Genomic DNA, 26,276 nt, shown 5'->3' with positions numbered 1-26,276 from the left:
GATATTTTTTCAATGTTGTTTCGTGAAGATAATAAAGACGTCAGACCATGAGACAGATGATGAGATGAGGAAAGACTTTTAGAGATGGTCTTCCTCGTCTCTTCCGTCTCATCTGTCTGTCTTTCGTCTCATCATCGTCTTATCTTTCCGTGGACACGCCAATGCATATTGTTTTAAAAGATGTGAAATACCCCCCCGGCATCAAACAATCGTGGGTGCAAGGCGTTTCAATGAGTAATCGCCGCATGGCGGCTTCACCTTTATATCATCAACGTATGCAACATCTCATCATACTGGCCCATCCGTCGCCCCATAGTTTCAGTCATCAGTTGAAGGATGCCCTGGTGGCTCACAGCCTCACGCGGGGCTGGCAGCCGGTGGTGCGCGACCTTTACGCCATGGGCTTCGACCCGGTGCTTTCGGGCAACGACCTGGCGGGTTTCAAAAGCGGGCAAACGCCCCCCGATATCGCCACCGAGCAGCAACTGGTGGCCGCCTCGGGCATCATCACCCTGCTGTACCCGCTTTGGTGGGCCGGCTTCCCGGCCATCCTCAAGGGGTATATCGACCGCGTGTTTGCCTATGGCTTTGCCTACAAAGCCGGCGCCAACGGCATCGAGGGGCTGCTGGGCGGCAAGCGGGTGGTCATCTTCACCACCATGGGCAACGCCCTTGAACCCTACGAGGCCAAAAACCTGGTGGAGGCCTTCCGGCACACCATGGGGCACGAAATATTTACCTTTTGCGGCATGACGGTGGCTGACCATCGTTTCTTCCCCCAAATGACCGACACCGGCGGCAGCGACAAAACGGACTTGGTGGAGATGGCCCTGCGCAGTTATGAGTGAGGCGGAGCGGGGCTTGGAGGGATGCCCGGGAGTGTTTCTTTTTCTTTTTTTGAAGATGGGAGGAGCCTTCCAACCGTCCGAGCTGTCGGAATGCTTGCCGACAATCGGCGACACCCGTTCCGACGTGTCGGAATCCTTGCCGCAAGTTGGCGGCAACCGTTCCGGCATGTCGGAATCCCTGCCGCAAGTTGGCGGCAACCTTTCGGCCATGGCCGAATGTTTGCCGCCATTTTTCGGCACCGGTTGGCCGCAGACTTCCGGCATCCATCAAAAAAAACGCTGAGTCTTTCAACTCAGCGTTTCAATGATATTCTCCAAAAAATGAATGCCTCCCTCCCTTGTCACGCCATCGTTTTCAATATTTTTTGCAGATGTGGGGCAATGAGGGTGGTGGTGAGCCCAATGACGGCAATGACCACAAACGACCATTGCAGGCTGGACCAATGGGCGATGTACCCGATGATGGGCGGCCCGATGAGGAAGCCCATGAACCCGATGGTGGCCACCGTGGTGATGGCGATGCCCGGGCGCAGGGTTTTCGATTTGGCCGCCAAACTGTAACAGAGCGGCACCACCGATGAGGTGCCCAGTCCCACCAGCAAAAAGCCCAGCGTGGCCGTGGCCAGGTAAGGAAACACCACCGACAGCAGCAGACCCGTGGCTATCACCAGCCCGCTTGAGCGCAGCAGGGTGATGATGCCAAAACGTTTCGAGAGCCACTCGGCAGAGAAGCGCCCCAGCGCCATGGTGCTCATGTAGGCAATGTACCCCAGGCGGATGTATTTATCGTCGGGCTGCACCACTTTTTCAAAGTAAACGCCGCTCCAGTCAAACATGGTTCCTTCGCATATCATGCTGCCAAACACGGTGAGCCCCAGCAGCACAATGTAACGGTCGGGGCGTGCAAAGATGCGGCGTTTGCTCCCCTCGGCCGTTTTGGGCGGCGTGGCATCGCGCGGCAGCAACATGGGGCGCATGCTCACCAAAATGGTGAGCGCCACCAGGTAGATGACCACAAAATGCCAAAAGGGCGTCACCCCATTGCCGGCCATGAAACTGCTGATGATGCCGCCCGTAAATCCCGCCAGACTCCACAGCCCGTGAAACGTAGGCATGATGGTGCGGCCGTAAAGCCGTTCCACGCCAATGCCCTGCGTGTTCACCGATATGTTGATGAGGTTGGCCGTCATGCCAAACACGTACAACCCCAGCGCCAGCTGCCACCCGCTGCTTACCGTGCCCAGTCCGATGAGCGCCGCAGGGTATATGAGGGCGGCGATGGTGAGCATGCGTTTGCTGCCAAAGCGACTCACCAGATAACCCGAGATGGCCATGGCCGTGAGCTGCCCCATGGGCAACCCAAAGAGGATGCTCCCCAGGTCGGCCTCACTCAGGTCAAGCGCCCGTTTGATGTCGGGAATGCGGCTCGTCCAGCTGGCAAAGGTGAGGCCCTGCAAAAAGAAAAAGGTCGATGCCGCGATCCGGTACAGGCTGCGCGTGCGGTGTATGTTCATGTGGATGGTGGCCATGATGGTGCTGTTTGATGCCGCAAAAGTAATCGACCCGCGGGTCTGTTGGTGGTCTAAAAGGCTTTTTTGGCTTTTGTTGACATTTGTGGGGGAATGATTTTCGGGGCTGGTTTTTTACTCAATTTCGGATGTTGTGGGAAAATAAAATATGGTAGCACGAAATCAAGCAAGGTAACTAAGCCGCCTTCGGAAACGAGCCCTGTCTAACACTTCGATACACAGGAGCTGAATATTGGCGAGTTCCATCTGACCAATTGAAAACAAATAATATACAGATGAAAATGGCGTTAAAAAAATCATAGGCCTGAGCGTTAAGAAATATGCGCTGTTTGAGCTTGCGAGTTCGCAGATTTTAGCGAAGGCCTATGATTTTTAGCCATTTTACGTCAGCGGCGGCCTTTTTTGCTTACTTTTTGGGGCTGTAGCCAAAAAGTAAGAGCCCGCCCGGCTTGAGGGCACGAAATAATGGTTAGTGTGAATCTCTGTTCACAATTAACCACATGAGTCATAATAGAATCATGTTTTTTTTGATGCCTCCGGCAGATGCCTTACATTTAAAGTCCTGATGGCGACCTGCCGTACCGCATCGTTGAAGGTTGTCATTCATCATCACCTTTTAAAACCCCATTCCCATGCACCACGATTCCCGTTTTTGTCCCCTTCCCGGCCACCCGGTGCGGGTGAGCGATTTCTCGACCCACGAGTCGGCCAACATCAATAAGGAGGATGCCGAAGCGTTGCTCTCATCCAATGTTGCGCGCATGGCAGCCCTGCAGGATATGCTGTATGCCCACAACCGTTATTCGGTGCTCATCATCTTTCAGGCCATGGATGCGGCCGGCAAGGATGGTACCATCAAGCACGTCATGTCGGGGCTCAACCCTCAGGGCACGCAGGTCTACAGTTTTAAAACGCCATCGGCCGAGGAGCTCGATCACGACTACCTGTGGCGCACCTACAAGTGCATGCCCGAACGTGGCCGCATCGGCATCTTCAACCGCAGTTATTACGAAGAGGTGCTGGTGGTGCGCGTGCATCCCGAGTACCTGCTCAACCAGCAGTTGCCCCGGGTCACCTCGCTGCCGCATGTGCCGCCCTCGTTTTGGATGGATCGCTACCGGCAAATCAACAACATGGAGCAGCACCTGTCCGAAAACGGCACCATCATCCTCAAGTTCTTTCTCAACGTCTCCCGGGACGAACAAAAGGAGCGCTTCCTCAAGCGCATCGACGACCCGGCCGCCAACTGGAAGTTCTCCATGGCCGATGTGGCCGAGCGGCAGCATTGGGACAGCTACATGGAGGCCTACTCCGATATGATGACCCACACCAACACCCTGCACGCCCCCTGGTACGTGATCCCCGCCGACCGCAAATGGTTCATGCGACTCACCGTGAGCAACATCATCGTCAGCCGCCTCGAAGCCCTGGGGCTGCACTACCCCGAGCTCGACCCCAAAGAGAAAGCAAAGTTGGAGGAGGCGAGGTTTCGGTTGATGAATGAGCGGAACTGACGGCTTAAAATAAAATTAAACGCAGAGGTGCAGAGGCGCTGAGAAAAAACTCAGTGCCTTTGTGTCTTTTGTTGGTTGGCAGGTGTCCGGATATAACCTGCATTCGTCAATCAATGCTGAGTCATCTCTTCTTATCTGAGCGAGATTGGCTTATCTTTGTAAAAAAATAGCATTATGAACATTCCGGCTGAAAAAGAACTGTTGATTCGCATGATTCGCGATACCGACGATCCGCAGATTTTGGCGTCCATCAGGAATTTGTTTTCTGAAAACAGGGTGGATTGGTGGGCTGCATTGAATGATGATTTGAAAAATGAGATACTGGCAGGGATGGATGAGGTGAATCGGGGCGAGTTTGTCGATTATGAAGACATCATGAGCAAGCACCGCAAATGAGGACGGTCATTGTTTCGAAAAGGTTCAGCGGGGAACGCTGATTCATTCAGCCTAAATGAAATATAATAACGACAAAGGCACAGAAAATACTCTGTGCCTTTGTCGTATGTGACATCATTCTTTTGCGTTATCTGCATACTAATTAAACCACAGATTGCAACCTCGATTAAAACGCATCATTTTAATAAAAAACTCAGCGCCTTCGCGTCTCTGCGTTTTAAAATTGGTCATTGATTTGCAAACGTCCTGAAGTATTTGCACTCCTGAATCACGTCGTTGTAATAATCGGTGTTGGCAAACTCCTTTTTCATCATCCTAAAATATTTGCCCGAGCGAAAGTCCTCGTGCTCGCCCAGTTCGTTGCGCATGTAGCGGATGTTTTGCTCGCATTTGGCGGCCATGAAACAGCATTTGGCCTTGAACTCGGGGTTTTTGCTTGCTTCCATGGCCTTGTGGTAGTATTTCATGGCCTGGGTGCAGTCGAGAATTTTGGCGTTCATGTTTCCAAAGTCGCCGGTCCAGTAGCTGAAGTAGCCCCAATCCACCAGGTCGGTTTGGTAAAAATAGCGGGCATTGCCAAAGTAGGTGGCGTTGTAAAAGCCATTGGCCAGCTTAAAGCTGCAATCGGCCACCCGGTCGGGGTTTTGGGTCATGATGGTTTGGTACTCGAGCATTTTTTCGATGAATGTCCGCTGGGTGTAGAGGGGGGAGGTGTCGGCATGGTCGCAGTCGTGGCAGTCGTTGATGCGGATGCGGAAGGGGTCGCCCAGCAGGTCAAAAGCTCCGGCTCCGGGTACCTGATCGAGTTTGCGCAGGGCATCGGCCAGTCGGTTGTCGTAAAAGAGCTGCACGGCCTGGTGTTGCACTATTTGTTTTTGGGTGTAGGGATAGATGCTCAGGGTGAAACGTTCAAAGTCGGTGCGCTGGCCATTCATGTAGGCGAGCATGCGATCGCAGTTGTCGCTTTCCAAATAGAAGCGTGGGTTGGTGTATCGGTTGAGCACGTGTGCTTTGACAGCATTGCCGGCGGCCAAATGTTTTTGAGCCAACCGATACAGGCACCAGGCAAAGGCGTAGCTGCTTCGCAATTCGCCCTCTTGGGGGGCGTCATGCAGCCATTTGAGCTCGGGGGTGATGCGGGCTTCAAAGGCCGCATCGGGGAGGGTGGCACGGTCGATGTCGTTCACCAGCTTGAGCAGTCGGGCTTGTTGCTTCATCAGGGGCGATGCCTGGGGGGCACTGCTTACTTGTGCCAGCCAGGCGTTGGCCTGGTCGTATTGCCCGCTCACCAGGGTGAGATAGCCGGCGGCCAGTTTCCACAGCAGGGGATTGGCGGTGTTGCCGGCTTGTGCCATCTTTAGGATCAACTGCAGTGCCTCGGGGGCTATTTTGCCATTGGCCAGGGTGTAGTCGCCCTGATCTACGGGCTGTTGCCCGTAATAGTCCGATATTTCGCACAAAAAGCGTTCTTCGGCCATGTTGATGAGGCGCACCAGCAGCAAGTCCATCTGGTCGGATGTGGGGTCGATGGCGGCAATCTCGGTCAAGGCACGGAAGGGGTCGTGTTTCACGCCGGTGATTTGCCACAGCACACACTTTTCGCGGTTGTTGCGAGCCAGGGCGAGGGTTTCCTGCCAGTCGCTCTCGTCGGCCGGGGCAAAGCTCATGTATGCCGACAGGCGCAGGGGCTGGCAGCGGTCGTACACCACCGAATAAAGATGGTTGGCCTTGGCCGTGTGCCCCGTTCGCAGGTAGGCACCCGCCAAATATCCGATGATGCGGTACTGAATGGTGTTGCCGGTTTTGATAACGGCTTTATGGGTCATGTAGGTGTCGATGCAGCCCCGGTAGTCGCCTTGCATAAAGCGTAACCGGATGACCTGAAAGAGGTAGCGTTCGCGGATGAAATCGTTTTGCACCAGCCCCATCATCTTTAGGCCGCCTTCTATCTGGGTTTGCATGGCCGAGGGGTCGGTGCGCCAGCTTTGGTCGCTGTCGCCGTAGTACCACTGGTTGGCATCGTAGGTGACGTAGGGTTCGCAACGGCGGGCATAGCCGGCGTAGTACAGAAAATCCTTGGCGTCGGTGGCGTTGGGATATTTCATCAGCGAATTGAGCATCAGGCGCGGCGTGAGCGGATAGTTGCGGCTCTTGATGTAAAAAATGGCCGTGTCAATTTCGCCCGTCGAGGCCTGGTACAGCAGGTAGCTGATGTCGGATGGCTTCACCTGTTGGTTGAAAAACTTTTGCCACTCCTTTACGTTGGTGTCGGTAAACAGGTCGATGTTGTTCTCCACCATCTGAATGTCGTAAAACTGCAACATGGATCGATACAGGGGATCCTTGCCTTTTTCGGCAATCATCTGCGGGGCAAACATCGAGGCATACCAGTTCTGGGGTTCGAACCAGGCACAGGCCTGCACGTATCCCAGGTATCCGGCACCGGTGAGGGTGAGGCTAACGAAAGCAATCCACAATGGCTTGAATCTCTTTTTCTTCATAATGTAATAATGTGAGGGAATCTAAACGGAATAAGGCCACCCGCCGGTGTTCTGCCCGAAGGTGAGGAGCCAGCTGTCGGGCCGCTTCGAGCGCCAGTGCCGGGGGCACAGCCTGTGCACGCAGCCGGTCGCCCCGCCGAAGGTAAGCGCCCCGAAAGTACTGTGCCTGCTCCACCCGGTAATGGCCGCCATCGGTACGCACCACGCCCGGCAGCGTGTCGAGCTCGTGGGCGTAGGTGTTGCTCATCAGTTCAATGATGCGCTGCTCGCGCTCGTGCACCACCCACGAAAACAGGGGCAGCGCCACATCGAGGGGCAGCGGGTAGTCGCGCACCGATGTTACATATTTGGCAGCGTCGCCACTGTTATAGATGCTGTTGGCGGTGCTGTCGCTCAGGTTGCCCATGTTGTAGAACATGAGCATTCCCCGGTCGACGGGCGGGATGCCGGTGCGGGCAGGATATTTAACCTGATGGAGCCGTATGGTGGCACTCAATGGCAATTGTAAGGGTAACAGTTGTTCCTTCAATTGTGATAGAAAACCAAAGTAGGCTGCTTTACTGCTCTCAGTCCAGTCGCAGTCGATTTGTATCTCGCTCATTTGCAAATGATGTTCATCGGCCATGTGGCGAATGGTTGACCACACATTGTTGGCCAGTTGTTTCACTTCTTCCGGTGGGGCTTGCTGGAACACCCGGTTGGTGATAAACACCACGGGGATGACTTTGAAGCCGCGCAACGAAGTGTCGCGCACCGTGAGCATGCCCAGCGGTTGGGCTTTGCCCTGTGAGGCCTCCCGGTCAACGTCGAAGAAGCGGACAAACAGTTCGTCCACCTGTTGCGAGGCCAGCAGACGATGCTCGTGGGGCGAGAGACGAAAGGTGGTTTTCCAGTAGTAAAATGAGGGGGTGATGCGGTTGCCCTTCAGTGCATACAGCCCAATGGCGAGCAAAACAACGGCAGTAGCCGTGATGGCGATGGGGCGGAGGTGCTTCATAATGGCTATTGGTGATGGGGCGCCACAAAGATATACAAGTGGATGCCGTTTTGTTCGGGGGCATTCATAAAAGAGACGAAGTTTTTAGCGTCGGACTGATGGATGGGGTGAATAGAGTACTGTTTTTCGTGCTTCAGCCGCGAAAATTCGTCCCGGAGGGTTTCATCCTCTCAAAAAATTCTACTTTTGACTGTCGGAAACCTGTATGTTCAACATCACCAACCCATCTTATGAGTACATCAACCCCGCGACCCAAAACCATCGCCATCCTCACCGGAGGGGGCGACGTTCCCGGCCTCAACCCGGCCATCTATACCCTCACCACCCGTGCCTTGCGCGAAGGCTTCAGGGTCATTGGCATTAAAAACGGCTGGAAGGGCGCCATGTCCATCGACCCGACCAAAGACTTTGAGTTTCAGGATTACTGCATCGAGTTGGACGAGAACATCGCTCTGGTGGCGGCTCACTCGGGCAGCACCTTTTTGCACTCGAGCCGTGTGAACCCCGACAAGGTGCCTCTGGCCGATGTGCCGTCGCACCTGACCGATCGCTACACGTTGCCGGTCAACGACCTCACCGAGGCGGTCATCGAGAACCTGCGCTTCCTCGAGGTCGATTATCTGGTGCCCATCGGCGGCGACGATTCGCTCACCTTTGCCGCCCGTCTGCACAAGCAGGGCATCAAGCTCATTGGCATCCCCAAAACCATGGATGGCGACGTGCCCGGCACCGAATATTGTATCGGGTTCAGTACCTGCGTAACGCGCACCATCGAGCTTACTCAGGCCATCCGCTCGAGTGCCGGCGCCAACGAGCGCCTGATGGTTATTGAGGTGTTTGGCAAAAATGCCGGTTTCTCGGCCTTGTTGCCCACCGTGGGCGGTGCGGCCAACCATTGCGTCATTCCTGAGCATCCTTTCGACATCGAGCGACTCACGCAACTGATGGTGGAGAGCCATCACAACAGCCTGGAGAAATATGCCGTGGTGATGGTGTCGGAGGGGGCTTCGTTTGAGGGCATGCAGTCGCACTATCCCGGCCAAAGCATTGGCGAGCTGGTGTCGCAGGAACTCAAGCACCGTTCGGCCAAATACAACAACGGCCGCGAAATCAACGTCATCAACCAAAAACTGGGTTACCTGGTGCGCTCGGGCCATCCCGATGCGCTGGATTCCATCGTGCCCACGGCCTATGCCAACCTGGCGCTCGACCTCATTCGCAAGGATATGCACGGCCGCATGGTGTGCATTCGCGACGGGCAGTACACCCACATTGCCATCAATCAGGTGTTTCGCGGCGATGGGCAAATGACGAAAAAGAAGGTAGATGTGGACAAGTTTTACGACACGCAGCACTATCGTCCCAAGTACGACTACATTGTGGGCGAACCCATGCTGATATTGACCCGCGACTAATCATCATTGCACTTTGGCGTACGATGATTCATCCGGCGCTTTTGTGCTTTTTTATTGAATCCAACCCGTTTCTGCCATGCCTTTTTACTCCCTCATTGTCCCCGTATATAACCGTCCCCACGAGGTGGACGAGCTGTTGGCTTCGCTCGCGCAGCAGACCTTGACCCATTTTGAGGTGGTGGTGATTGAAGATGGTTCCACCTTCCCGTGCGATGAGGTGGTGAATCACTATGCGCACCGGCTCGAATGCCTCTATGCGCGGCAGCTCAACACGGGGCCCGGCCCGGCTCGCAACCATGGTGCCCGATTGGCCAAGGGGGATGTGCTTATATTTCTCGATTCGGACGTGATTGTCCCCCCTGCCTACCTCGAAGCGGTGGACAAGGGGCTGGCTCTGCACGACTACGATTGTTTTGGCGGCCCCGACTGCGCCCATCCCGACTTCACGCCCGTGCAAAAGGCCATCAGCTATGCCATGACCTCGGTGCTCACCACGGGCGGCATTCGCGGCAGCGGCCAAAAGATGGATCGTTTTTACCCCCGCAGTTTCAATCTGGGCATTCGCAAGGGGGTGTTCGATGCCTTAGACGGTTTTGCGGCCATGCGTTTTGGCGAAGACCTGGACTTGAGCATGCGGGTGATCGAGGCGGGTCATTCGACCGGACTGCTCTCTGATGCGTGGGTGTACCATAAGCGGCGTAACACCTTTCGTTCGTTTTTCAAGCAGGTGTTCAATTCGGGCATTGCCCGCATCAACCTCGAGAAGCGGCATCGCGGTACCCTCAAGGCGGTGCATCTGTTGCCTTCGCTGTTTGTGCTGGGGCATTTGGCCATGGTGTTGATGGCTTTGTGTTTTCCCCCGGCGGCATGGCTGTTGACAGTTCCCGCGCTGCTGTTTTTTGGCGGGGCGTTGCTCTCGACGCGGGAGCTGCAGACGGCCTGGCTGGCTGTGCCCGCATCGTACACGCAACTGTGCGGTTATGGACTGGGCTTTTTAAAGGCGGTATGGCTGAGGGTGGTGCTTGGCCGTGGTGAGTTTCACAGTTTTGAAAAGACGTTTTATAAGGGGTGAGGCCTGGGGGGGGAAGGAGATGTATGTCTCAAGATATGCGTATCAGGATTCAAGACACCCCATTCATCTGTCGCATCACCCCGGTCATTGATTGGAGCCTCAGGAACTTCTGGTGGGTTATCGGGAAGTTTGGTGCTGTTATCCCGATTATCCGGAGGGGCATCGGGATTTTTCGTACAGTCATACGCATCTTTCGTTCGGTCATCCGGAATGATGGGATGGTTATCCGGAACTATGGGATGGTCATCCGGAACTACGGGATGGTCATCCGGAATTTTCGGATGATTATCCGGAATGATGTGCCGGTTATCCGGAACCGTCGGATGGTTATCCGAAACCATCGGATTTTACAACCATGTCCCCCCATATTCATTTGGGTGTGTTGTTTTTAATGGGGTGGACGGCGTAATGTCGTAGAGACAGGGCATGCCCTGTCTCTACCCTGGCAATTGTGATCCCCAATTTTTATATTGTGTCATGTTTGCATCACCCAAATCGTTGATTCATCATGTCGCAATTATTTCAAAACAAATACCGAATTGCCTCTGCCCGTTTGCAATGCTGGGATTATCGTTGGGCGGCGGCCTATTTCATCACCATTTGTACCCACAACAGGGCGTGTTGTTTGGGGCAGGTGACAGAGGGGTGCATGCAATTGTCGCCCGTGGGGGTGATGGCCGATGTGTTTTGGCACGAAATCAAAAACCATGTCGCCCATGTTCAATTAGATGCGTTTGTGGTGATGCCCAATCATGTGCATGGGATATTGATTTTGAATGAATGTGGGGATGACGTTGATACCGTAGAGACAGGGCATGCCCTGTCTCTACCAAAAACCATCGGTCAATCACGTTACCAACGCATTGGCCATCGTTCCGTATCATCCATCATTGGTTCGTACAAATCGGCCGTCACCAAACATGCCCACCGTTTGGGGTACCATTTCGGGTGGCAAACCCGCTATTGGGATCACATTATCCGTGACCAACCATCGTTTCAACGCATCCAAACCTACATTGTCAACAATCCCGCGAAATGGGGCGATGACCGGTTTCATCGGTGACGTCGTGGTAGAGACCGGGCATGCCCTGTCTCTACCACAACCACCCCACGTTATTATTTGTCCTGTTATATTGTTATCCGCCCCGGTCGAAAAACATTATATTTGCCCGATTATTATTCATCCGCATGGCAAACGACACATCGCTCAAAAGTGGCGCCATCCAAATCAAGGGGGCGCGGGTTCACAACCTCAAAAACATCAGCCTTGATATTCCCCGCAACCAGTTTATCGTTATCACCGGCGTGTCGGGCAGCGGTAAGTCGTCGCTGGCTTTCGACACCCTGTATGCCGAGGGGCAGCGTCGATATGTGGAGAGTTTGAGTTCCTATGCCCGCCAGTTTTTGGGGCGACTCGACAAGCCCGAGGTCGATTTCATCAAGGGCATTCCGCCCGCCATTGCCATCGAGCAAAAGGTGAGCACCCGCAACCCGCGTTCCACTGTGGGCACTTCTACCGAAATATACGATTACCTCAAGCTGATGTTTGCTCGCGTGGGGCGCACCTTTTCGCCCGTGAGCGGGGTGGAGGTGAAGCGTCACCAGGTGCAGGACGTGGTGGCCGCCATCATGGCCTTGCCCGATGGCATCCGTTTGGCCATTGTTGCGCCCCTCATCATCCCGGCCGGCCGAAGCAGTGAGGAGCAGCTCACCATGTTGCAAAAACAGGGCTTTAGTCGGGTGGAGAGGGAGGGGGAGTTCCTCCGCATCGAAGAGCTGTTGGGGCAGGGCAATGTTGATTGCGATGGATTCCGTCTGCTCATCGACCGGGTGAGCGTGCAGCGCGACGACGATTTTGTGTCGCGATTGGGCGACTCCGTGCAGACGGCCTTTTACGAGGGCAACGGCGAATGCCGCTTGCTGGTATATGATGCCGATAAGCCCCGAGAGCTGAGTTTTACCAATCGCTTTGAGGCCGATGGCATCACCTTCGAAGAGCCCACTGAGCACCTCTTTGCCTTTAACAGTCCAATGGGGGCTTGTCCCACCTGCGAGGGGTTTGGCAGTGTGATTGGCATTGATGAAGATTTGGTGGTTCCCAACAAAACCCTGTCGGTGTACGACGAGTGCATTGCCTGCTGGAAGGGCGAAAAAATGGGCGAGTGGCGCGACGAGTTGGTGCGAAATGCCCATAACTTTCACTTCCCCGTGCACACCCCCTGGTACCAACTCACCGACGAGCAGCGCGAACTGGTGTGGAATGGCAATCGTTATTTTGAAGGGTTGCATCGTTTCTTCAAGTATGTCGAATCTAATCAATACAAAATTCAATACCGGGTGATGCTGGCTCGCTATCGCGGCAAAACGGTGTGCCCCGATTGTAAGGGCAGCCGCATCAAAAAAGAGGCGTCGTGGGTCAAAGTGAATGGCAAAACCATTCACGAGTTGGTGATGATGCCCATTGCCGAGCTGGTGACTTGGTTTGAGACCTACACCCCTTTAGAGGGCGAGGCCAAAATTGTGGATCGCCTGCTCATCGAAATCCGCTCACGCATCAGCTTTTTGATGAATGTGGGGCTGGGATATCTCACCCTCAATCGCTTATCATCGACCCTCTCGGGGGGCGAAAGCCAGCGCATCAACCTGGCCACCTCGCTGGGCAGCAGTCTGGTGGGGTCGCTTTATATATTAGATGAGCCCAGCATTGGCCTGCATCCGCGCGACACCAGTCTGCTCATTGGCGTGTTGAAGCATCTGCAAAAGCTGGGCAACACCGTGGTGGTGGTCGAGCACGACGAGGAGATGATTCGCGCCGCCGACCAAATCATCGACATCGGCCCCGGTGCCGGGCGATTGGGCGGCGAAGTGGTGTTTCAGGGCGACTTTCACCAGCTCGAAGCATCGCCCGAGAGTCTCACCACGCAATACCTCAAGGGCATTCAGCAAATTGCCGTGCCCCGTTCGCGCCGCACCTGGAACCAGGCCATCGAAGTGGTGGGAGCCCGCGAAAACAACCTCAAAAACGTGACGGTGAAATTTCCGCTTAACGTGATGACGGTGGTCAGCGGCGTGAGCGGATCGGGTAAGTCGTCGCTCATTGGCAAGGTGTTTTATCCTGCCCTTAAAAAACGATTGGGCGGGCAGGCCGATAAAACCGGTGCCTTCGACATGATTCGCGGCGACATCAAAGCTGTGAGCGATGTGGAGTATGTCGACCAAAACCCCATTGGTAAATCGTCGCGCAGCAACCCGGCCACTTACCTGAAGGCTTATGACGAGATTCGCAAACTCATGTCCGACCAGCAACTGGCCAAGCAAAATGGTTTCACGGCATCGCATTTTTCGTTCAATACCGACGGTGGGCGTTGCGAAGCCTGTCAGGGCGAGGGAACCATCAAGGTGGAGATGCAGTTCATGGCCGACATCATTCTGACCTGCGAAAGCTGTCATGGCAAACGCTTTCAAAGCGAGATTCTGGAGGTGACCTATCGCGGAAAAAACATTTTCGACATTCTGGAGATGACCGTCAATCAGGCCATCGAGTTCTTTGGCGAGAAGCCCGGCAGCACCGAAAAACGCATCGTGGCCAAGCTCAAGCCGCTGGCCGATGTGGGATTGGGCTACGTGACGCTGGGGCAGCCCTCGAGCACTTTGTCGGGTGGCGAAAGTCAGCGTGTCAAGCTGGCGTCGTTCCTGGCCATGGACAAGATGAGTCCCACGCTCTTTATTTTTGACGAACCCACCACCGGCTTGCATTTTCACGACATCAAGACTCTCCTGGTGGCCTTTGGCGCCTTGCTCGACAAGGGGCACAGTCTGCTCATCATCGAGCACAACATGGATGTGATTAAGTGCGCCGACCACGTCATCGACTTGGGGCCCGAAGGCGGTAAAGATGGTGGTAACATCGTGTTTGAAGGTACGCCCGAGGAACTGATCCGATGCAAAGCGTCGCACACCGGTAAGTTTCTGCGTTTATAGTTTTTCAATTTTTCATTTAAACCTTCAGTGTTTTATAAACCCTGAAGGTTTGTAGCTTGTCAAATGCTTCCCATTCAAGATATCATCCCCGACGTAAAGGCCAAACTGGCCGAGGGGAACACCCTCATCGTGTCGGCTCCTCCCGGTGCCGGTAAAAGTACCCTGTTGCCATTGGCTTTAATGAACGAACCCTGGCTCGAGGGGCAAAAAATCATCATGCTCGAGCCCCGTCGATTGGCGGCGCGAAGCATTGCTACCCGCCTGTCGCAGCTCAATGGTTCCGAGGTGGGGCACGCCATTGGGTATCGCATCCGTTTCGAAAATAAAACCTCCCAACACACCCGTTTGGAGGTGGTCACCGAAGGCATTCTCACCCGCATGCTGCAAAGCGACAATGCCCTCGAAGGGGTGGGATTGGTGATTTTTGATGAGTTTCACGAGCGCAGCATTCATGCCGATGTGGCGTTGGCATTGTGTCGTGAGGCGCAGCAGGTGTTGCGCCCCGATTTGCGCATGGTGGTCATGTCGGCCACCCTCAACATGCCGCAACTCTCGTCGTTGCTCAGCGCGCCGGTGGTCGAGAGTCAGGGGCGACAGTACCCCGTTGAGGTGCATTACGGCACCCGTGGCGATGAGTGGATGATCCCCGAAACCACTGCCCGTGCCGTGGTGGAAGCTTCGCAGAAGCACGGGGGCGACATCCTGGTGTTTTTGCCCGGCGAAGGGGAGATACGCAAGTGCGAGGAGATGCTCAAAAAGCAGTTGCATCATTTTGCCATTCATCCGTTGTATGGTCAGTTGCCGCCTTCGAAACAGCAAAGCGCCATCATGCCCAATCGCGATGGCAAACGCAAGGTGGTATTGGCCACTTCCATTGCCGAAACCAGTCTCACCATCGAGGGCATCTCGGTGGTGGTCGATTGCGGGTACGGGCGTACCCTCCGTTTTGATACCCGCAGCGGGCTGTCGCGGCTCACCACCATTGAAATATCCAAGGACTCGGCCGATCAGCGTGCCGGACGTGCCGGGCGATTGGGGCCGGGCGTCTGTTACCGCCTTTGGTCCATGGCCGATCATCATCGACTGGCCGATCATCGCACGCCCGAGATTCTCGAGAGTGACCTCTCATCGCTGGTGCTCGACATGGTGCAGTGGGGTGTCACCGACGTGAATCGCCTGGCCTGGCTCACCCCGCCGCCCAAGAGTGCCCTCAGTCAGGCCTCTGAATTGTTGCACGAGATTGATGCCCTGCAAAATCATAAAATCACCGAACATGGTAAGCAGCTTCACCGCCTGCCCTGCCATCCGCGCATTGCCCACATGTTATTGCTTGCTCAGAAGGACGGTTTGTTGCCTCTGGCCACCGATGTGGCGGCCATTCTCGAGGAGCGTGACCCCTTGCCCCGCGATGCCGGCATCGACATCAACCTGCGCGTGGAAGCGCTGCGTCGCTATCGTCTTCAAAATCGAAATGATGTGTTGTGGAGCCGCATTGAACGGGTGGCAGCCAGCTATCGCCAGATGTTTGATGTGGAACCTCAAAACGTGGCTGTCAATCCCTTTGAAACCGGGCTGGTGCTGGTGCATGCCTATCCCGAGCGCATTGCTTGTGCACGACCCGGGAATAATGTCCGTTTTCAACTCTCCAACGGCGCCATGGCCGTGGCCGGACACCACGACGACCTGGCGCACGAACCCTGGTTGGTGGTGGCCAACCTCGATGCCCGCGATGGCTTGGGAAAAATATTCCTGGCCGCTCCCGTCAACCCCACCGATCTGGCACCTCTGCTCAAAGAGCGGCAGACGGTGACATGGGACACCCGCAAGGGCGGCTTCATTGCCACGCGCGACTTGCGTATTGGTAACCTGGTGTTGCAATCCAAACCCCTCGAAAAGGTGGATGATGCCTTAAAGGTGCAGGCCATTTGTCAGGCATTGCAGAAGGAGGGGGGCAACCTGCTCGATTTTAACGAGGAAACGGAGCAGTGGCAAAACCGTGTGTTGTGCCTGCGCGTGTGGCGTCCCGACGAGCTTTGGCCTGATGTGTCGACCCCTGCCTTGTTGCAGCGGGTGGATGAATGGCTGGCGCCTTATCTCTCGCAGGTACGTCGTCCCGACGATTTGAAAAAAATTGACTTGGGCCAGGTGCTGCACAACCATCTGCCCTGGGAAAAGCAGAGCCGCCTCAATGAACTGGCACCTGCTCGCATCGATGTGCCCAGTGGATCGAAAATTAAACTTCAATATTCGGCCAATGGCAGTGCCCCCGTGTTGGTCGTGCGTCTGCAAGAGGTGTTTGGGTTGGCACAAACCCCCTCTGTTAACGAGGGGCGCACGCCGGTGTTGATGCATCTGCTCTCGCCCGGCTACAAACCGGTGCAGGTGACCTCCGACCTCAACAGTTTTTGGAATAACACCTACTTTGAAGTGAAAAAAGAACTTCGCACCCGCTACCCCAAGCACGTGTGGCCCGATGACCCCTGGACTGAAAAGGCCATTCGGGGGGTCAAACGCAAGTGAACGTGTTTGTTTGGGGCGTTGCAGATGATTCTATCTAGTAAAGCAGTGGTTGCTCAAAACTCCTTTTTGTCTTAAATTTGTACACGACGACGTACAAAACATCAAGCCATGCTGACCACCACCATTTCCGATTTCCGAAAAGATGTTAAGAAATATCTTGACCGGGTGACCGATGATTCTGAAACCCTCATTATCAACCGAGGCAAGGACACGGGGGTGGTGATCATTTCGCTCGATGAATATAACTCATTGCGAGCCACGCAGCACGAACTCTCATCCAAAGTCAACGAATCGCGACTTGATGCGGCCATCGCCAAATTGGAAAATGGCTCATCCTTTCCCAAAGAGCTGGTTGAGGAATGAAGTACGTATTTGTGGATGAATCGTGGGACGATTATCTCTACTGGCAAGCGACGGATAAGAAGAATTTGCGTCGTATCAATGATTTGCTCAAGGATATTTCCCGCACGCCTTTTTTCGGGATTGGCAAACCCGAACCTCTCAAATACAAATACAAAGGCTTTTGGTCACGACGCATCGATGGCGAGCATCGATTGATTTATCAGGTGCGTGACGATGAGATTTTAATTGCCAAGCGCAGGTTTCATTATGATTGAACGATGGAGTCAAACCAATTGGGTTTGATTTTCGTTGATGGCGTTTTTCCTGCAAACCATTCTCTCAAGGGCATCTCCAGCCCCAGTCCATGCATGTAATTATAAGTTGCTTTTCGCAATCCTTCGCCCAGCATATCCAGGTCGATGTGTTGATGGTCGGTGAAGGCAATCTCGTTGTTCGCAAATGAGGCCGTAGGCACGGGAATGCGGGTGGCGCCGAATTTCTCCGGCTCGATGCCCGAGGGACTGTGCAGGGTCATGGCGTATCGGTGCCAAAAGGCTGATTGCAGTATGCCGGCATCAAACATTTGTCGCACCATCTCCAGTCCATCGATGGTTTCCTGCACCGATTGGGTGGGGAATCCGTACATGAGGTAGGCATGCACCATGATGTCGTGCCCGGTGAGATGATGTGCCGTGGTGGCTGCCTGCTCGATGGTCACACCCTTGTTCATAACCTTGAGCAGGCGGTTGGAGGCCACCTCGATACCGCCCGATACGGCAATGCAGCCGGCTTTCGACATGAGGGCGCACAGTTCAGAGGTATACGACTTCTCGAATCGGATGTTGGTCCACCAACTAATGACCAGCCCGCGCCGGATGATTTCGTTGGAGAGCTCGCGCAACAGCTTTGGCGGTGCGGCCTCGTCGGTAAAGTGGAAGCCGCTGGTGCCAGTTTGTGCGATGATGCTTTCGATGTGGTCGCAGAGCGTGGTGGCCGACGCCGGTTCGTAACAGCCAATGTAGGGCAGCGACGTGTCGCAAAAGGCGCACTTGGCCCAATAGCAGCCGTGTGCCAGGGTGAGTTTATTCCATCGGCCGTCGCTCCACAACTTGTGCATGGGGTTGGTGAGTTCGATGGTGGAGATGTACAGGTGCAGTGGCAAATCGGTGTAATCGGGTGCCGGCACGTGGTCGAAGGCAATGTGGATTTTGGGATGCCCGGGAACGAAGGCCACTTTTCCATCCTCATTTTTGTAAAACGTATGATGAAGCGTGTTGGGTGAGGTGTTGTTTTCAAGATGGCTCACTAATGCTTTCAGGGAGGGTTCGCCATCATCGAGCAGCACATAATCGGTGTAATCAAACACCAAAGCGTCGCTAAGTTGTCGCAGTTCTGTGTTGACATATCCGCCACCCCAGGCGATTTTTATGTGGGAATGATTTTGTCGGATGCGTTTGCCGCATTGCAGTGCACCCATCAGGTTGCCTGGAAAGGGGATGCTGAAACCCACCAATTGTGGCGCGAAAGTGGCGAGTTTCGCTTCAAGCAGTTCAACGAGCATGGTGTCGATGAGGTTGCCGGGTTGTTGTAGGATGTGGTGTAAGGGTTCAAATTCGGGCATGCGCATGCACAGGCGCTCGGCGTAGCGGCTTAGCCCGAAATGTGGTGTGATGAAGTGCTGTATCAGGTCGGCGAGATCTTCAATAAAGAGCGTGGCCATGTGTCGGGCCCGCTCTGTGATGCCGATGGCACCAAAGGCCCAGTCGATGTCGGCCATCTGCGCAAAACGCCTTCCCTGCGGCAAAAATGACGTGTCGGCAATGCGGGTTGCCAGCGTGGCATCGCGTCCTTGCAAAAATCGCATCACCCCTTCGATGCAGAAAAGGTACTCGTCTTTTCGCGCAATCATTTGCTTGAAGTGCACGGGGGATTTCTTATGCAGGGTTGTGGCAGCGGCATCAAACACCTGTTGCAATCCCCGGCGCGAAAACAACCTGTCGATGAGTTCAATCCCCAGGTCGGCCTGCATCACCTCGTGTCCCTGTTGTTTTAGGTAGCCTTTCAGATAAGGCGTGGCCGGATATGGCGTGTTGAGTTGGGTCAGGGGAGGGGTGATAAGCAGAATTTTCATATGTTGAGAAAAAAGTAATAAGATTTGATTATCAAAATATAAGATGGCGTGTGTTGTTGTAGATACTCAGTTTGCCAGAACACACGGTTATGACAATTTCATCTATTTTTATCCACGAATTTCACGAATGCCGATTTTGGGATAATGGCTAAAAGATGGTACTGATTTACTCTTGTACTATTTCACTTTTTTACTTTATCTCTGATGATGCCTATAAGTAAAACCGGCGTGCAAATTTAGCAAGATATTCGGATGCTGGCGTTTGTCTTTTTTATTGGCTTAATATGGTCGAATCTGCTTAAATTTGATGTTTCACAGATGCAGTTTTCCCTAAACCTCGGTTTTTATGAAAAAATTATTACCTCTGTCGACTTTTTTGATGCTGTTGATGTTGGCCGGATGTCACGACGATGCGGATGATGTGGGTGGGTCTGTTGCCAGAATAACTTCTTTCGCCGTTGATGGGCACCTTTTTTCGCTCGAAGGTGCTGCCTTTACTTGTTTTATTCCCGATGACATCGACAAAACAACTTTGGTTGCCGATTTTGAAGCCACCGGTCAGGTGTTTGTCAACGGTGTACCCCAGCTGAGTGGTGTCACGGCCAACGATTTTACTCCGGCTCTTTTATACACTGTGGTCAATGACGATGGTTCGAGGCAGGAATACACCGTGCGTCTGGTTACTTTTACGCGTTTGCCGCGCATCCATATTGATACCGATAACGGGTTGCCCATCACCTCCAAGGATGTGTACGTGACGGCTCGCGTTGCCATCGACCCCAATCACGACGTCCCGAGTTCTCCGGCAACGCTAACGGGGCGGGTGAGGGGGCGTGGAAACTCAACCTGGGAGATGCCCAAAAAATCGTACAAAATCAAGTTCGATCAGTCTTATCCCATATTGGGCGAGCGTCCCCATAGAGAATGGGTGTTGTTGGCGAACTATGCTGATAAAACATTGTTGAGAAATGCTTTGGCCTTTCAGTTGTCACGTCACATGGGCATGTCGTTCACGCCTTGTGCCCATTATGTCGAGTTGTATGTCAACAATGTTCACATGGGCAATTATTTGTTGACCGATCAGGTAGAGGTCGCACCCTATCGGGTGGATGTTGACGAACTGGATGTGAGTGACGACGGCGCCATGGAGATTACCGGAGGATGGTTGCTTGAAGTCAATCAGGCTGTGCTCCGTAAACTCGATGAACCGTTTTTTGAAACCGAATATTATCCCATTGTGGTGAAATCACCCGAAGCGCCCACGGCAGCTCAAATGTCATATATTCGCCAATATTTTTGGGATTTTGAATACACACTCTATACCGATGGCTTTAAAGATCCGGTGAATGGTTTCCGTAAATTCATGGACGACACCACCATGGTGAAGTGGTTTATCATTAATGAGCTATTCAAGAATGTGGATGCCCAGCGGTATGGGAGCATCTATTTTTACAAGGCACGTTCTCAAAAACTCAAGATGGGACCCGTGTGGGATTTTGACCTCAGCTCGGGCAATGCCTTTCACAATCCTGATTGTATGTTACCAACCGGGTGGTATGTGAAGGAAAATAAATGGATTGTGCGAATGATGGAAGATGAGGCTTTTCGAGCTTTGGTTAAAGCAACTTGGCAACAGCATCGAAACCACATCGGGGCTTTACTGACTGATATCGATGGGTTGGTGGAGCGCTTGGAGTTATCATTGGCCATCAATGAGAAGCTTTGGCCCAAGTATCACGACCCTGCTGATTATGTGGTGCCCAATATCAACACCTATGATGGTCAAGTGCAGTGGCTCAGTGATTTTCTCTCACAGCGCATGGCGTGGATGGATGCCCAGTTGGCCGGGTGGTGAGATGGGAATCTATGATTGATACAGCCAGATTTTAGTCTGGTTTAGCCCGTTGTTAATGTTTTCTTGAGTAAGTGCTGTCGAAATCCTTAGGCAGAAATTTAAGCTATTTTAAATTCCCCATCAAGTAATTCGATGTTGAAATTGACTCTGGCTTTTAGAGCTTTAAAAACTTTTAAGATTGTTTCGATGGTTACGTTTTTCGCATTCCGCTCGATTCTGGATATTTGAGATTTTTGTACGCCAATTAATTCTCCTAACTCCGTTTGGGTCATATTTCTTTCTTTACGGGTTTGCTTTATCATCTCCCCAAGCAGGTCAAGTCTCAATTCATATTCATATTTATCTCGACTTTCGGAGCCAACTTTACCAATGAATGTATCCTTTGCTTGTTCGAGAGTGTAGCTGGTTAATTTGTTGTTTTCCATGGTTTTATTGTTTGTTGTCAAAGTATAATTTCATCATGGTTTTGGTTCTTTCAATGTCTCCTTTATGGATTTTGTCTGTTTTTTTTATGATTCCATGTGTGGCAATGACCAGTGTTTTTGTGTTTCCTGTTTTGTCCCAGAAAGCAAAAATTCGGTAGTAAGTCTTACTATATTTTGTTCTAAATTCCCATATTTCCTCATCCAATTTTTTAAATAATTCAGGATTGTTTACATATTTCGATTTGTCGATGTTGTAAAGTATCTTCTCTCTCGATTTTTCATCTAAAGTGCATAGGAAATCCCATACTTCTTCAAGAAGGATGACTTCAAATTTTTGTCTCAAATCTTTTCGTTTAATTCATACAAAGTTACTGAATGTTCTAATAAATGGAAACTACTTTCGGATTGGATATATTTGCTTAGCGTCTTTTGTTGTGAAAATTAATTGTTTATGTTGCATTCGTTGTCTTGTTTTGCGTTGACGCAAAAAATAACCCCTTATCGATTATTGACAAGGGGTGGTATGCGTTTAAGCCTGTTGCTTTCCGTGCGATTCTCTGTTTTTTGCCGCCAAGGCCATCTTTCGTGGCAGGGGGCTGTTAAAAACCATCTCCTTGCCCAATACGGGATGGATGAATGCCAGTCGGTGGGCATGCAATCCCAAGCGACCTATAGGGTTGGCCTTCGAACCATATTTTTTATCTCCCACAATCAACACACCAGCTTCTTTGAGTTGCACGCGAATTTGGTTTTTGCGGCCGGTGTCGAGCTTAAGCTCCAGTAGCGAGTATTGCTTGTTTTGCTTGAGGGTTTTGTAATGAGTGATGGCTTCCTGCCCCAATTCGGGGTTGTTGCTTACATGCACGATACCGGTAGGTCCTTCCACCAAATGGTGCATCAGCATGCCTTCGGATGGAAAGATGTGCCCTTCCACCAATGCCTGGTACTGACGGTCGGTGACCACTTCGTCCCAGTTGCTTTGCATTTTGGTTTGTACCTCCTGGCTTTTTGCAAACATCATCACACCCGATGTGTCCCGGTCTAAGCGATGGAGAATGAATATTTTGGCTTTTTCGTTCTGTTGTTTGGCGTATTCACTCACACGTCGGTAAGCCGTGTCTTGCTTCTCATCATCGGTGGCTATGGAGAGCAGTCCCGATGGTTTGTCGATGACAATGATGTGGCGGTCTTCGTACAACACTTTTAGGTTGTTATCGATGATGGCCTGGGGCTCATTTTCAAAACCCACGACCACTCGGTCGCCCGCATTGAGAGGGTGGTTGTATTGTGAAACGGGTTTGCCGTTGACGTGTACAATTTTGTTGGTGAGCAGCGATTTAATGTTGTTGCGGCTTTTGCCGGGCATCACCGAGAGCAAAAAAGTCATCAGTTCGGCTGGGGCTTTGACGGTGAAGCGGGGGATGGATTTCATATCATCTATTGTGTTTGTTCTTCGTATTTGCCTGCAAATATACAAAACCCCGCTCGTTTAAATCAGAACGCAGGGATACTAAGAGGCAAAGTGATGTTTTTGTTTTTCTTCCCCTTGTGTCTTGGTTCCCTGCGTTATTAACGTTTCATGTGAGCTCTATCGACCTGCAAACCGTTGTTTGTGGTCTCTGTCTCTCACTAGCAAGGTCATGCGGTGGTGCATGGGGCCGTGGTATGACATCTCTTTCCCGCTAACGGGGTGTATCATGCCCTGTTGATGGTCGTGCATGACCATTCTGTCCAATGGGTTTTTGGTGGAGCCAAATTTTTTGTCGCCGCCAATCACGGTTTTCGAATATTTCATGTCGTGATAGGTTTGAAGAATGTGCCGGGTGTGTGGCGCATACTCGGGCGCGCGATGCCCGATGGTTGAGTGGTCGGTGATTCGTTCGACGTGTTCCTGTCCTGAAGTGTGACTGAGAGCTTCGAGCATCACGTGGTAGTCGTCACCAAAGGTGACACGGTCGCCCGGTTGCAGCATGTCATCTATTCGGGTGGCCGCATGTCCGTTGACATACACCATTCCGCTGGCAAGCATGGCCATGGCGTAGCCGCTGCTTTTGCCCGGCATGCGCGACAATAGGAATGTCGTAAGCTCTGTCGGGGCTTGTACGGTAAAGCGGGGAATGAATTGCATGGTGGCATTGGTTTTATAAATACCCATCTTGTGATGTGGGCTAATACAAATATACAACATCCCATGCCCCTTGTAAATCTTGTTTTTTGAACTTTGATGGCATAAAAAATGGATGAACCACCTCCGGGATTCATCCATCTTTGATATGCTGTTTTTTGAATGTGTGCAGAATAACACATTTGAGAACTCTTTATTTTTGTCCCGCTTTAAGGGTGTTGATCATCAGTGATGCAATGGTCATGGGGCCTACGCCGCCGGGTACGGGTGTGATGTAGCTGCACAGGGGCGCCACTTCGTCAAATTTTACGTCGCCCTTCAGTTTCCATCCGGTTTTGGTTTCGGTCGACGGTACTCGGGTGGTTCCCACGTCGATAACTACAGCACCGGGTTTTACCATGTCGGCGGTTACAAATTCGGGAATGCCAACGGCGGCAATAATGATATCGGCCTGACGGCAAATTTCCTTCATGTTTTCGCTTTTGCTATGCAGCACGGTTACCGTGGCGTTACCGGGGGTGCGTTTTTGCGACATGAGGATGCTCATGGGGCGCCCCACAATGTTGCTGCGTCCTATCACCACGCAGTGTTTGCCGCTTGTTTCAATTTTGTAATGATCCAACAATTCCAAAATGCCTTGAGGTGTGGCACTCACAAAGGTATCCATGCCCAATGTCAAACGGCCGATGTTTTGTGGATGAAAACCGTCCACGTCTTTGGAGGGAGAGATGGTTTCGGTCACTTTATCTTCAGAGATGTGTTTGGGCAGTGGCAATTGCACGATGAACCCGTCCACATTCGGGTCGTTATTGAGTTCTTCTACTTTGGCCAGTAGCTCAGTTTCCGAAACGGTGTTGTCAAAGCGGATGAGGCTTGAGCGAAAGCCGACCTCTTCGCAAGCCTTTATTTTGTTGGCGACATAGGTTTCGCTGCCGCCATCGTTGCCTACCAAAATGGCGGCCAGGTGCGGTGCCCGTTTGCCTGATGCGGTGATGTGTTTAACCTGGTCGGCAATGCGGTTGCGCACAGCCTGCGACACTAATTTTCCGTCAATGAGTTGCATGGTATTCAAAATTAGGAATGATTCAAATACAAAGGCACAGAGTTTTTATGTTGTAAAGTTAAACTCTGTGCCTTTGTGTCTCTGTGTTATTATGTTTTTTATCGTTTCCCTAAAGGCATGTTGCCCATCATGCGAGCCATGTTTTTACCGCCTGCACCGGTCATCATTTTCATCATTTTGCGGGTGTCCTCAAACTGCTTGAGCAGTCGGTTTACCTCCTGAATCGAAGTTCCGCTACCATCGGCTATCCGCTTGCGTCGGCTGCCGTTGATGAGCTCGGGTGTTTCGCGTTCGGCCGGGGTCATGGCGTAAATGATGGCCTCAACACTTTTAAAGGCGTTGTCGTCAATGTCAATGTCTTTCATCATCTTGCCCATGCCGGGAATCATACCTGCCAAATCCTTGAGGTTACCCATTTTTTTGATTTGCTGTATCTGGCTCAGAAAGTCGTTGAAGCTGAACTGGTTCTTTGCAATTTTCTTTTGCAGTTTGCGAGCTTCTTCGGCATCGAACTGCTCTTGAGCGCGTTCAACCAGCGACACAATGTCACCCATGCCCAAAATACGGTCGGCCATCCGTGAAGGGTGAAAGACGTCCAGTGCATCGAGTTTTTCGCCTGTCCCCACAAATTTGATGGGCTTGTTCACCACACTGCGAATCGACAAGGCCGCACCACCACGGGTGTCACCATCCAACTTGGTCAGTACCACGCCGTCAAAGTCCAAACGGTCGTTGAATTCTTTGGCTGTGTTTACCGCATCCTGACCGGTCATGGAATCCACTACGAAGAGGATTTCGTTGGGATTCACGGCTTTTTTGACGGCAGCAATTTCGTCCATCATCTGTTCATCAATGGCCAAACGTCCGGCGGTATCGATGATGATGAGGTCGTGCCCTTTGTCCTTGGCCATCTTGATCCCGTTTTTGGCAATCGATACGGGGTCTTTACTGCCTTCTTCGGTATAAACGGTCACGCCAACTTGTTGTCCCAATACCTGCAACTGATTGATAGCGGCGGGGCGGTACACGTCGCCGGCAATCAACAACGGATTTTTGCCGCGTTTGGTTTTTAATAGGTTGGCCAATTTCCCGGTAAAGGTGGTTTTACCCGATCCTTGCAAACCGGCAATCAATATGATGGAAGGATTGTTTTTGATGTTGATGTCGGTGGTGGCACCGCCCATGAGTTCGGTCAGCTCGTCGTGAACGATTTTGATCATCATTTGCCCTGGTTTCACGGCATTAAGCACGTTTTGACCCATGGCTTTGTCTTTCACGTTGTCGACAAAGGTTTTGGCTGTTTTGTAGTTCACGTCGGCATCGAGCAGTGCGCGGCGTACATCCTTGAGTGTTTCGGCAATATTGAGTTCGGTGATTTTTCCTTCACCTTTGAGTAGTTTTAACGAGCGTTCAAGCTTTTCACTAAGATTCTCAAACATGGTTTGACCTTTTTTAATTCGTGTGCAAAATTATAAAAATTATCGGTTGTAAAAACCCGAGTTTCAATACATGTGGAGGATTCATAAAAAAACCTCAGCGTTTTGAAGTCTCTGAGGTTTTTT

The 26,276-nt window shown here is 52.3% G+C and carries 22 protein-coding genes; 12 read left to right on the top strand and 10 right to left on the bottom strand.

The window, feature by feature from the left end; genetic code table 11:
- The first annotated feature begins 182 nt into the window (after positions 1-182).
- Positions 183-848, top strand: coding sequence for an NAD(P)H-dependent oxidoreductase (locus LX69_RS01720; protein WP_221621242.1), 666 nt, complete (start codon positions 183-185; stop codon positions 846-848).
- A gap of 341 nt (positions 849-1,189) precedes the next feature.
- Here LX69_RS01720 and LX69_RS01710 read toward each other — a convergent pair whose 3' ends face one another.
- On the bottom strand, positions 1,190-2,377 hold the full coding sequence (locus LX69_RS01710) for an MFS transporter (RefSeq protein ID WP_221621241.1): 1,188 nt from the start codon (positions 2,375-2,377) through the stop codon (positions 1,190-1,192).
- 632 nt (positions 2,378-3,009) lie between these two features.
- Between LX69_RS01710 and LX69_RS01705 the strand changes: the two genes are divergently transcribed.
- The gene (locus tag LX69_RS01705; RefSeq protein WP_111444083.1) at positions 3,010-3,891 is read left to right on the top strand and encodes a polyphosphate kinase 2 family protein; all 882 of its coding nucleotides are present in this window, start codon (positions 3,010-3,012) and stop codon (positions 3,889-3,891) included.
- Positions 3,892-4,065: 174 nt separating this feature from the next.
- A complete protein-coding gene (locus tag LX69_RS01700; RefSeq protein WP_111444082.1) occupies positions 4,066-4,287 on the top strand; it encodes a hypothetical protein in 222 nt (73 codons plus the stop codon).
- A 227-nt stretch (positions 4,288-4,514) separates the two neighbouring features.
- On the opposite strand, the gene LX69_RS01695 is transcribed toward LX69_RS01700, so the two are convergent.
- On the bottom strand, positions 4,515-6,788 hold the full coding sequence (locus tag LX69_RS01695) for a hypothetical protein (RefSeq protein WP_146260604.1): 2,274 nt from the start codon (positions 6,786-6,788) through the stop codon (positions 4,515-4,517).
- Positions 6,745-7,785: a hypothetical protein gene (locus LX69_RS01690; protein WP_111444080.1), complete on the bottom strand. Its 1,041-nt coding sequence runs from the start codon at positions 7,783-7,785 to the stop codon at positions 6,745-6,747. Before LX69_RS01690 ends, LX69_RS01695 begins: the two co-directional genes overlap by 44 nt.
- Before the next feature lie 230 nt (positions 7,786-8,015).
- On the opposite strand from LX69_RS01690, the gene LX69_RS01685 reads away from it, so the two are divergent.
- From LX69_RS01685 to LX69_RS01650, 8 genes are all read left to right on the top strand, one after another.
- Positions 8,016-9,200: a 6-phosphofructokinase gene (locus LX69_RS01685; protein ID WP_111444079.1), complete on the top strand. Its 1,185-nt coding sequence runs from the start codon at positions 8,016-8,018 to the stop codon at positions 9,198-9,200.
- Positions 9,201-9,276: 76 nt separating this feature from the next.
- The gene (locus LX69_RS01680; protein ID WP_111444078.1) at positions 9,277-10,272 is read left to right on the top strand and encodes a glycosyltransferase; all 996 of its coding nucleotides are present in this window, start codon (positions 9,277-9,279) and stop codon (positions 10,270-10,272) included.
- 35 nt (positions 10,273-10,307) lie between these two features.
- The gene (locus LX69_RS17485) at positions 10,308-10,664 is read left to right on the top strand and encodes a hypothetical protein (RefSeq protein ID WP_146260603.1); all 357 of its coding nucleotides are present in this window, start codon (positions 10,308-10,310) and stop codon (positions 10,662-10,664) included.
- A gap of 116 nt (positions 10,665-10,780) precedes the next feature.
- Entirely contained in the window at positions 10,781-11,335 is a 555-nt protein-coding gene (locus tag LX69_RS01670; RefSeq protein ID WP_111444076.1) for a transposase, read from the top strand.
- 125 nt (positions 11,336-11,460) lie between these two features.
- Complete coding sequence (gene uvrA / locus LX69_RS01665) at positions 11,461-14,253, top strand: excinuclease ABC subunit UvrA (RefSeq protein ID WP_111444075.1); 2,793 nt, start codon at positions 11,461-11,463, stop codon at positions 14,251-14,253.
- Between the two features lie 63 nt (positions 14,254-14,316).
- Positions 14,317-16,773: an ATP-dependent helicase HrpB gene (gene hrpB / locus LX69_RS01660; protein WP_111444074.1), complete on the top strand. Its 2,457-nt coding sequence runs from the start codon at positions 14,317-14,319 to the stop codon at positions 16,771-16,773.
- 108 nt (positions 16,774-16,881) lie between these two features.
- Positions 16,882-17,136, top strand: coding sequence for a type II toxin-antitoxin system Phd/YefM family antitoxin (locus LX69_RS01655; RefSeq protein ID WP_111444073.1), 255 nt, complete (start codon positions 16,882-16,884; stop codon positions 17,134-17,136).
- Positions 17,133-17,390: a Txe/YoeB family addiction module toxin gene (locus LX69_RS01650; protein WP_111444072.1), complete on the top strand. Its 258-nt coding sequence runs from the start codon at positions 17,133-17,135 to the stop codon at positions 17,388-17,390. The genes LX69_RS01655 and LX69_RS01650 overlap by 4 nt, the downstream gene beginning before the upstream one ends.
- Here the strand turns inward: LX69_RS01650 and LX69_RS01645 are convergent.
- Complete coding sequence (locus tag LX69_RS01645) at positions 17,381-19,246, bottom strand: B12-binding domain-containing radical SAM protein (RefSeq protein WP_111444071.1); 1,866 nt, start codon at positions 19,244-19,246, stop codon at positions 17,381-17,383. The two genes, LX69_RS01650 and LX69_RS01645, sit on opposite strands and share 10 nt — an antisense overlap.
- A 346-nt stretch (positions 19,247-19,592) precedes the next feature.
- On the opposite strand from LX69_RS01645, the gene LX69_RS01640 reads away from it, so the two are divergent.
- The gene (locus tag LX69_RS01640; protein WP_111444070.1) at positions 19,593-21,101 is read left to right on the top strand and encodes a CotH kinase family protein; all 1,509 of its coding nucleotides are present in this window, start codon (positions 19,593-19,595) and stop codon (positions 21,099-21,101) included.
- A gap of 98 nt (positions 21,102-21,199) precedes the next feature.
- Here the strand turns inward: LX69_RS01640 and LX69_RS01635 are convergent, their stop codons facing one another.
- The 6 genes from LX69_RS01635 to ffh all read right to left on the bottom strand — a co-directional run bounded on the left by LX69_RS01635 (position 21,200) and on the right by ffh (position 26,153).
- Positions 21,200-21,526 (bottom strand): helix-turn-helix domain-containing protein, encoded by a 327-nt coding sequence (locus tag LX69_RS01635; protein ID WP_111444069.1) that lies wholly within the window; start codon positions 21,524-21,526, stop codon positions 21,200-21,202.
- Positions 21,527-21,530: 4 nt separating this feature from the next.
- Entirely contained in the window at positions 21,531-21,869 is a 339-nt protein-coding gene (locus tag LX69_RS01630; protein WP_111444068.1) for a type II toxin-antitoxin system RelE/ParE family toxin, read from the bottom strand.
- 186 nt (positions 21,870-22,055) lie between these two features.
- The gene (locus LX69_RS01625) at positions 22,056-22,958 is read right to left on the bottom strand and encodes an RluA family pseudouridine synthase (protein ID WP_111444067.1); all 903 of its coding nucleotides are present in this window, start codon (positions 22,956-22,958) and stop codon (positions 22,056-22,058) included.
- Between the two features lie 156 nt (positions 22,959-23,114).
- Complete coding sequence (locus LX69_RS01620; RefSeq protein WP_146260602.1) at positions 23,115-23,654, bottom strand: RNA-binding S4 domain-containing protein; 540 nt, start codon at positions 23,652-23,654, stop codon at positions 23,115-23,117.
- A gap of 190 nt (positions 23,655-23,844) precedes the next feature.
- A complete protein-coding gene (locus LX69_RS01615) occupies positions 23,845-24,714 on the bottom strand; it encodes a bifunctional 5,10-methylenetetrahydrofolate dehydrogenase/5,10-methenyltetrahydrofolate cyclohydrolase (protein WP_111444170.1) in 870 nt (289 codons plus the stop codon).
- Between the two features lie 98 nt (positions 24,715-24,812).
- Positions 24,813-26,153: a signal recognition particle protein gene (gene ffh, locus LX69_RS01610; protein WP_111444065.1), complete on the bottom strand. Its 1,341-nt coding sequence runs from the start codon at positions 26,151-26,153 to the stop codon at positions 24,813-24,815.
- Between the last annotated feature and the right edge of the window lie 123 nt (positions 26,154-26,276).

Source organism: Breznakibacter xylanolyticus (genome assembly GCF_003254275.1).
In the GTDB taxonomy this organism is placed as follows: domain Bacteria; phylum Bacteroidota; class Bacteroidia; order Bacteroidales; family Marinilabiliaceae; genus Breznakibacter; species Breznakibacter xylanolyticus.
This window is presented reverse-complemented; position numbering and strand designations above follow the sequence as displayed.